The 7,105-nt window shown below is 72.4% G+C and carries 5 protein-coding genes; 4 read left to right on the top strand and 1 reads right to left on the bottom strand.

The window, feature by feature from the left end; translation table 11 throughout:
- The first annotated feature begins 258 nt into the window (after positions 1-258).
- Positions 259-2,220 (top strand): protease pro-enzyme activation domain-containing protein, encoded by a 1,962-nt coding sequence (locus ACFVH0_RS07650; protein ID WP_385818640.1) that lies wholly within the window; start codon positions 259-261, stop codon positions 2,218-2,220.
- Positions 2,221-2,304: 84 nt separating this feature from the next.
- Here ACFVH0_RS07650 and ACFVH0_RS07645 read toward each other — a convergent pair whose 3' ends face one another.
- Positions 2,305-3,390 carry a Ku protein gene (locus ACFVH0_RS07645; RefSeq protein WP_385818638.1) on the bottom strand — a complete coding sequence of 362 codons (1,086 nt, stop codon included), beginning with the start codon at positions 3,388-3,390 and terminating at the stop codon, positions 2,305-2,307.
- Positions 3,391-3,451: 61 nt separating this feature from the next.
- Here ACFVH0_RS07645 and ligD point away from each other — a divergent pair, with 61 nt between their 5' ends.
- The 3 genes from ligD to ACFVH0_RS07630 all read left to right on the top strand — a co-directional run bounded on the left by ligD (position 3,452) and on the right by ACFVH0_RS07630 (position 7,093).
- On the top strand, positions 3,452-4,348 hold the full coding sequence (gene ligD, locus ACFVH0_RS07640; protein ID WP_385818637.1) for a non-homologous end-joining DNA ligase: 897 nt from the start codon (positions 3,452-3,454) through the stop codon (positions 4,346-4,348).
- Positions 4,349-4,589: 241 nt separating this feature from the next.
- Positions 4,590-6,773 (top strand): HEAT repeat domain-containing protein, encoded by a 2,184-nt coding sequence (locus ACFVH0_RS07635; RefSeq protein WP_385818636.1) that lies wholly within the window; start codon positions 4,590-4,592, stop codon positions 6,771-6,773.
- On the top strand, positions 6,770-7,093 hold the full coding sequence (locus ACFVH0_RS07630) for a zinc-ribbon domain-containing protein (protein ID WP_124716391.1): 324 nt from the start codon (positions 6,770-6,772) through the stop codon (positions 7,091-7,093). Before ACFVH0_RS07635 ends, ACFVH0_RS07630 begins: the two co-directional genes overlap by 4 nt.
- Positions 7,094-7,105 lie beyond the last annotated feature (12 nt).

Here is a 7,105-nt window from a genome sequence, read left to right as displayed (position 1 = left end):
CCCGGCCTTAACTTTTTCCCCCCGCCCCCCCCGGGCGGGCCGCGCCCGGGGCTCCTCGTCCCCCAACCCGGGGGGGGGGGGGGGGGGCGCTGGCCCCGGCTCCCCCGCCCACCCCCGCCGCGCATTGGTTCACTTGGCCGATTCTTGGTCAGTGCATGCCCCTTACATGAGGTGTTCCTCGCCAGAGTGGCGCATTACATGTGCACAACATCCGGCACATGTGATCCACACGCGTAGACCCACATCGCAGGGGGTTGTATGAGAACCAGCCGCGCGAGAAGTCGCGCCGTGCTGAGCATGGCAGCGACGCTGCCGCTGCTGGCCGGCGCGCTCGCCCTCGGGATACCGAACGCCAGCGCCGACTCCGCGCCGGGCGGACGGGACGCGCTGCGGGGCACCAAGCCCGCCTGGGCGACCGCCGGGGCGGACCTGGGGGCCACGTCCGACAGCGGCAAGGTCAGTGTCCGGGTCCATCTGGCCGGGCGGGACGCGAAGGGGCTGGCCGCCTACGCCGCGGCCGTCTCCGACCCGCAGTCCGCTTCGTACCGGAAGTTTCTGAGCGCCGGCCAGGCGCAGGACCGGTTCGGGGCGACCCCGCAGCAGATCGACCAGGTCGGCCGGTGGCTCAGCTCGAACGGGCTGACCGTCACCGGCAGCAACCGGCACTACGTCTCGGCCACCGGTGAGGTCGCCGCCGCCGAGAAGGCGTTCGGCACCCAGCTGCGCAACTACCGCAAGGGCAGTCGGACCTACCGCGCCCCGGCCTCCACCGCCTCCGTGCCCGCCGCGCTGAGCGACGCCGTGCTCGCGGTCTCCGGCCTGGACAACGCGCCGCACAAGTCGAGTCACGACGAGGCGCTGCCGCCGCCGGACGCGGTGTTCCGCAACTCCGGTCCCTTCTCGACGTATTACGGCTCGAAGACCGCTTCGTCGCTGCCCGGCGCCTACGGGGCCAGTGCGCCGTACGCCGTGAAGGGGTACACCGGCAAGCAGCTGCGCGCCGCCTACGGTGCGGGTCGCTGGACCGGCAAGGGCGTCACCGTCGCGATCACCGACGCGTACGCCTCGCCGACCATCGCGAAGGACGCCGCCGAGTACGCCGAGCGCAACGGTGACGCCCCGTACCGTCGCGGGCAGCTCACGCAGGTGCTGCCGGACGACTACACGAAGACCGAGGAGTGCGGCGCGTCCGGCTGGTACGGCGAGGAGACCCTCGACGTGGAGGCCGTGCACGCGGTAGCGCCCGCCGCCGACATCGTGTACGTGGGCGGCGCCTCCTGCTACGACGCCGATCTGCTGGACTCGCTGAACAAGGTCGTCGACCACCGGCTCGCCGACATCGTCTCCAACTCCTGGGGCGACGTCGAGGCCAATGAGACACCGGACGTCGCGGCCGCGTACGACCAGGTCTTCATGATGGGCGCGATCGAGGGCATCGGCTTCTACTTCTCCTCCGGCGACGACGGCGACAACGTCGCGTCGACGGGGACGAAGCAGATCGACGTACCGTCCAACTCCGCCTGGGTGACCTCCGTCGGCGGCACCGCGCTGGCCGTCGGCAAGAACGACAAGTACCAGTGGGAGACCGGCTGGGGCACGCTCAAGTCGAGCCTCTCCGAGGACGGGAAGAGCTGGGACGGCTTCCCCGGCGCGTACACCTCCGGCGCGGGCGGCGGCACCAGCTCGTCCGTGAAGCAGCCGTTCTACCAGCGCGGAGTCGTGCCCGACTCGCTCGCGCGGGCGAACGGGAAGCAGCGGATGCGCACGGCCCCGGACATCGCGGCCGTCGCGGACCCGAACACCGGCTTCCTGGTCGGCCAGACCCAGACGCTGCCCGACGGCTCGCTCGGCTACGACGAGTACCGCATCGGCGGTACGTCACTGGCCGCGCCGGTCATCGCCGGTGTCCAGGCGCTCGCGCAGCAGGCCGGGCACGGACGGCCGCTCGGCTTCGCGAACCCGGCGATCTACGCCCGGTACGGCTCGAAGGCGTACCACGACGTCACCGACCACCCGCTGGGCCCGAACCGTGATCTCGCGGTGGTCCGGGTCGACTTCGCCAACGGCGTGGACGCGGCGGACGGTCTGCTGACCTCGCTGCGGAGCCTGGGCAAGGACGCCTCGCTGAAGGCGGTCCGGGGATACGACGACGTGACGGGGGTCGGGACTCCGGCGGCCGGTTACGTGGACTCGTACCGCTTCCCGTTCCGCAGGCACTGAGCCACCGGTCCGGTACCGACGGCCGTCCCGGGGCTCTGCCTCCGGGGCGGCCGTCGGCCGTGCAGGTGGGGCGCGTCCCGTCCCTCAGGCCGAGGCACGCTTGCGGGGGGCCGCCTTCTTCGCCGCCGCCTTCGTGTGGTCCGCCTTCGCGGTGGTCTTCTTCGCCGCCGTCCCGGCGCCGGTCCGGCCGGCCGACTTCTTCGTCGACCGCGCGGCGGTCTTCTTGGCGGGCGCCCGGCCGGACGCGGACTTCTTCGTGGCGGCGGCCTTCTTCTTGGTGGCCGCGGTGGCCTTCTTCTTCGCGCCGGTGCCACCGGACCTCTTGCGGCCGCTGAGGGAGGTGACCTCGGCGACCGGAGCGTCGGCCGGCTCCTCCTCGCTCTCCGGCTCCTCGCCGCGGGCCTCCTTCGCCGCCCGGACGCTGCTCTCCAGGGCCGCGATCAGATCGATGACCTTGCCGCCGGAGTCGTCCGCCGCGGTGGGCTCCAGGGTCCGGCCGTCCGCCTTCGCGGCGATGAGCTCCTCGACCGCCTCGCGGTAGTCGTCGTGGAGCGAATCCATGTCGACCTCGCCGAGGGTGTCCATCAGCGCGTCGGCCAGGTCGAGTTCGGCGTCCCGGACCGTGACCTCGGTCTCCGGGGCGACGCCCTCGGGGCTGCGGATCTCGTCCGGCCAGAGCAGGCCGTGCATGGCGATCACGTCGTCGACCACCCGCAGCATGCCCAGCCGCTCGCGGCCGCGCAGCGCGTACTTCGCCACGGCGACCTTCTGGCTGCGCTTCAGTGCCTCACGGAGCAGGGTGTACGGCTTGGCCGCCGGAACCCCGTTGGCCGAGAGGTAGTACGCCGCGTCCATCTGGAGCGGGTCGATCGAGGCGGCCGGCACGAAGGCCACGATCTCGATCGTCTTCGCCGTGGGCAGCGGGAGCGCGCCGAGGTCCTCGTCGGTGATCGGGATCATCGAACCGTCGGCCTCCTCGTACGCCTTGCCGATCTCGCCGGCGGAGACCTCCTGCTCGTCGATCTCGCAGACCTTCCGGTAGCGGATCCGGCCGCCGTCGGCGAGATGGATCTGGCGGAAGGAGATCGAGTGGTTCTCCGTGGCGTTGACCAGCTTGATGGGGATGCTGACCAGCCCGAAGGAGATGGCGCCGTTCCAGATGGACCTCACCGTTCACCCCTTGTGTCCGCGTGGATACCAGTAAGTCCGCAAAGCGTGTGATTCTTATCGTATGACGCCGATCACAGAGGTGGAGGGGCGACGGCTGGCGCTCAGCAATCTCGACAAGGTGCTGTATCCGGCCACCGGAACCACCAAGGGCGAGGTGCTGCACTACTACGCGGCCACGGCCGCGGGAGCCCTGCTCAGCCAGCTGCGCGACCGGCCGGTGTCCTTCCTGCGCTATCCGGACGGGCCGGACGGGCAGCGTTTCTTCACCAAGAATCCGCCGCCCGGTACGCCGTCCTGGGTACGGACCACTCCGGTGCCGCACCACGAGGACAGGAAGGCCGAACAGGTGGTCGTGGAGGATCTGGCCTCGCTGATGTGGGCGGCCAATCTGGTGGTGGAGTTCCACACCCCGCAGTGGCGGGCCGGCGCACCGGGGATCGCCGACCGGATGGTGTTCGACCTGGACCCGGGTGCGCCCGCGACGGTCGTGGAGTGCTGCGCGGTGGCGCTGTGGCTGCGCGAGCGGCTGGCGGCGGACGGGCTGTGCGCGTACGGCAAGACGTCCGGGTCGAAGGGGCTGCACCTGCTCGTACCGCTGGAGCCGACCCCCTCCGACCGGGTGTCGGCGTACGCGAAGGAGCTGGCCGTCCGGGCGGAGCAGGCCCTTCCCGGCCTGGTCGTGCACCGGATGAGGCGGGCGCTGCGGCCGGGGAAGGTCTTCGTGGACTTCAGCCAGAACGCGGCGGCGAAGACCACCGCCACCCCCTACACGCTGCGCGCCCGGCCCGAACCGGCCGTGTCCGCGCCCGTCACCTGGGCGGAGATCGAACGGTGCCGGGCCCCCGGTGAGCTGGTCTTCCTGCTGGACTCGATGGGGGCGCGGCTGGAGCGGTACGGGGATCTGCTCGGGCCGCTGGCCGACCCGGACCGGGCGGGGCGCCTGCCGGCCGCCCGGTAGCGGCTCCTTCCCCCCTCCCCGGCCTGCCCCTCCGCCAGAATCCGCTCCGTCCCCGGGCGGGCGTCTTTCTGTCGCCCCGTCACCGGAAGCGGCCGATTCTCGCCGGTCCGCCGATAGCGCATGGATCGGACCTTTGTCATGCTCGCCAGGAAAAGACCGCATGTGGCGGGCGGATCGTCCGACCGGTGGTGCACACTCCTCGCAGACACTGCTTCGTTGAAATGCGTGGGGAGGCGATGGGGTGTTCGCAGGGATCGATGAGGTCGACTGGGCCTCGATGGAGCACGCCTACGGGCCGGCCGGTGATGTGCCTGCGATGCTGCGGGGTCTCGCGTCCGCGGATCCGGCGGAGCGCGAGGCGGCGCTGGACGGGATGTACGGGGCGGTTCACCACCAGGGTGATGTGTACGCCTGCACGCTGGCCAGTATTCCTTTCCTCTTCGAGCTGGTCGTGGATCCGGGCATCCAGGACCGGGGCAGCATCGTCGAACTTCTCACCAGCATCGGCGGTATCGATCTGGACGAGGACGACGAGGACGAGATCGACGAGGACGAGATCGAGGGCGCGGCCAACTACGCGATGGCGGCCACCGCCGTCACCGCGGGCGCCGGGGTCTTCTTCGAGCTGATGGCCGACGAGGACCCGGGGGTACGGCTCAGCGCGCCCCTGGCGCTCGCCGCGCTGCACGGCCATCCGGACAGGGTGCTCGCGCTGCTGCGGGAGCGTCTGCCGATCGAGCCGGACGAGGAGGTGCGGCTCGCCCTGGTGGAGGCCGCGGGGCGGGTCGCCCTGCGCCACCGGGCGCTGGCCGGCCAGGCGGCGGCGTGGCTGAGCAGGCTGGCCGGTGAGGGTTTCCCGGCGGGGCTGCGGCTGGCCGCGCTGGCCCAGCTGGCCCGGTGCGCGCCGGACGCGCTGCCCGGCGATGTCGTGCGGGTGGTGACGGGGCTGCTGCGGCAGCTGCGCTCGGCGCCCGCGCGCCGGTCCGGGACGGCCCCCGCGGTCGACCCGCAGGCCGGTGCGGCCGCTTCGGCCGAGGCGGTCGCGGCCGTCGACGCGTACCCGGACGCGGCCGGGGAGCCGCCCGTCGAGGAGCGGGTCGCGCCGGTGGGCCGGGTGGGCCAGTTGCGGGCGCTTTCCGACGAGGAGGCCCCGGTGCCCACCGCCCCCTGGACGACGGATCTGCTGCGCACGCTGCATGTGGGCCTCGACGACCGGGTGGCCGAGCGGACCGCGCTGCTGGCCGATCAGCTGCGCAGTCCGGACCGCAGACAGCGGATCGACGCGCTGCGGATGTGCAGCGGGCTGATCCGGACCTGGCGGGGCTCGTACGAGGAGCTGGTCCGGCTGGTCGGTGAGCAGCTCGCCACCCCCGAGCCACGGCTGGCCGAGGCCGCCTCGCAGGTGCTGGAGGAGCTCTTCGGGCTCGCCGCGCCCGCCGCGGACGCGCTCGCGGCACGGGTGGCGGCGGATCCCGGGGCCTGGGTGCAGGACTGGCCGAGCGGGCCGCCCATGCTGGGCAGTGCGGTGAAGGCGCTGGCCCGGCTGGGCGACCCCCGGGCCGTGCCCGCGCTGGCCGCCGCGCTGGAGCGGCCCGATGTGCCGCACGACGTGGGCTTCACCATCGGCTTTCTGGGGGCGGCGGCGGCCCCGCTGGCCGAGGTGCTGCGCCGCCGGCTCGGCGAGGTCCCGCTGGACGAGCGGGTGCACGACCGGGCGGGCCCGCTGCTCACCGGCCTGGCCGCGCTGCGGGCGGACGAGGCGCTGCCGGAGGTGCTGCGGGTGCTGCGCGGTGCGCCGGAGTACCGGGGCGAGTGGCTGCGTACCGAGGCGCTGCGGGCGCTCGGTTCCTTCGGGCCGGCGGCGCATGGTGCCCTGCCGGAGCTGCGGGCGCTGCTGCGGAGCCCCGGCGCCACCTCGGCGACCGAGACCGCGAAGGCCCTGTGGGCGGTCGAGGGGGACGCCGAGGCCGTGCTGCCGGTGCTGATCGAGGGGCTGCGGGCGGAGCGGGCGCACGAGGTCCGGTCGGCGGTCAACGCGCTGGGCGGGCTGGGGGTGCGGGCCGCGGTGGTCGCGCCCCGGCTGCGGGCGCTGCTGGGGCACGGGGAGCAGTGGCTGCGGGTGGACGCGGCGGTCGCGCTGTGGGACGTGTCCGGGCGGGCCGACGAGTCCGTGCCGGTGCTCCTGTCGGACTGGGAGAAGAATCATCACGTGCGCATCCGGGTGGCGGAAGGCCTGGCGCGGATGGGTGCCGCTGGTGCAGGGTCGGATGCGGCACGCGTGCTGCGCGCCGAACTCACCTCCGTACGCCGTCACAACGCGATGGACGGCATGTTCGGCAGCCACGACACGTACGAGGACGAAAAGCTGCTGGCGCTCTGCCGCCGGGCGCTTCTGCGGGATACGGGGAAAGGACCCACAACATGATCATTTTCGGTACGCGAGGCTATCTGTACCAACTGGCGATACTGACGCTGGTCTGTGGCTGGTGCGGCAACCCGGCCGCGCACACGCTGCGCAAGAGGGTCACGAAGTTCACCCTGTTCTTCGTGCCGCTCTTCCCCTTCTCGACGAAGTTCGCGACCCAGTGCACGTTCTGCGGCGGTGAGCAGCAGATCCCCAAGGAGCAGGCCGACCAGCTGCTGGCCCAGCACGCGGCCTCCCAGCAGGGCAATCCGTACGGGCAGCAGCAGGGGCAGCCGGGATACGCGCCGAACGGGCAGGGCCAGAACCCGTACCAGAGCTGATCGGCATCCTCA

This window comes from Streptomyces sp. NPDC127117 (assembly GCF_042677325.1).
In the GTDB taxonomy this organism is placed as follows: Bacteria; Actinomycetota; Actinomycetes; order Streptomycetales; family Streptomycetaceae; genus Streptomyces.
This window is presented reverse-complemented; position numbering and strand designations above follow the sequence as displayed.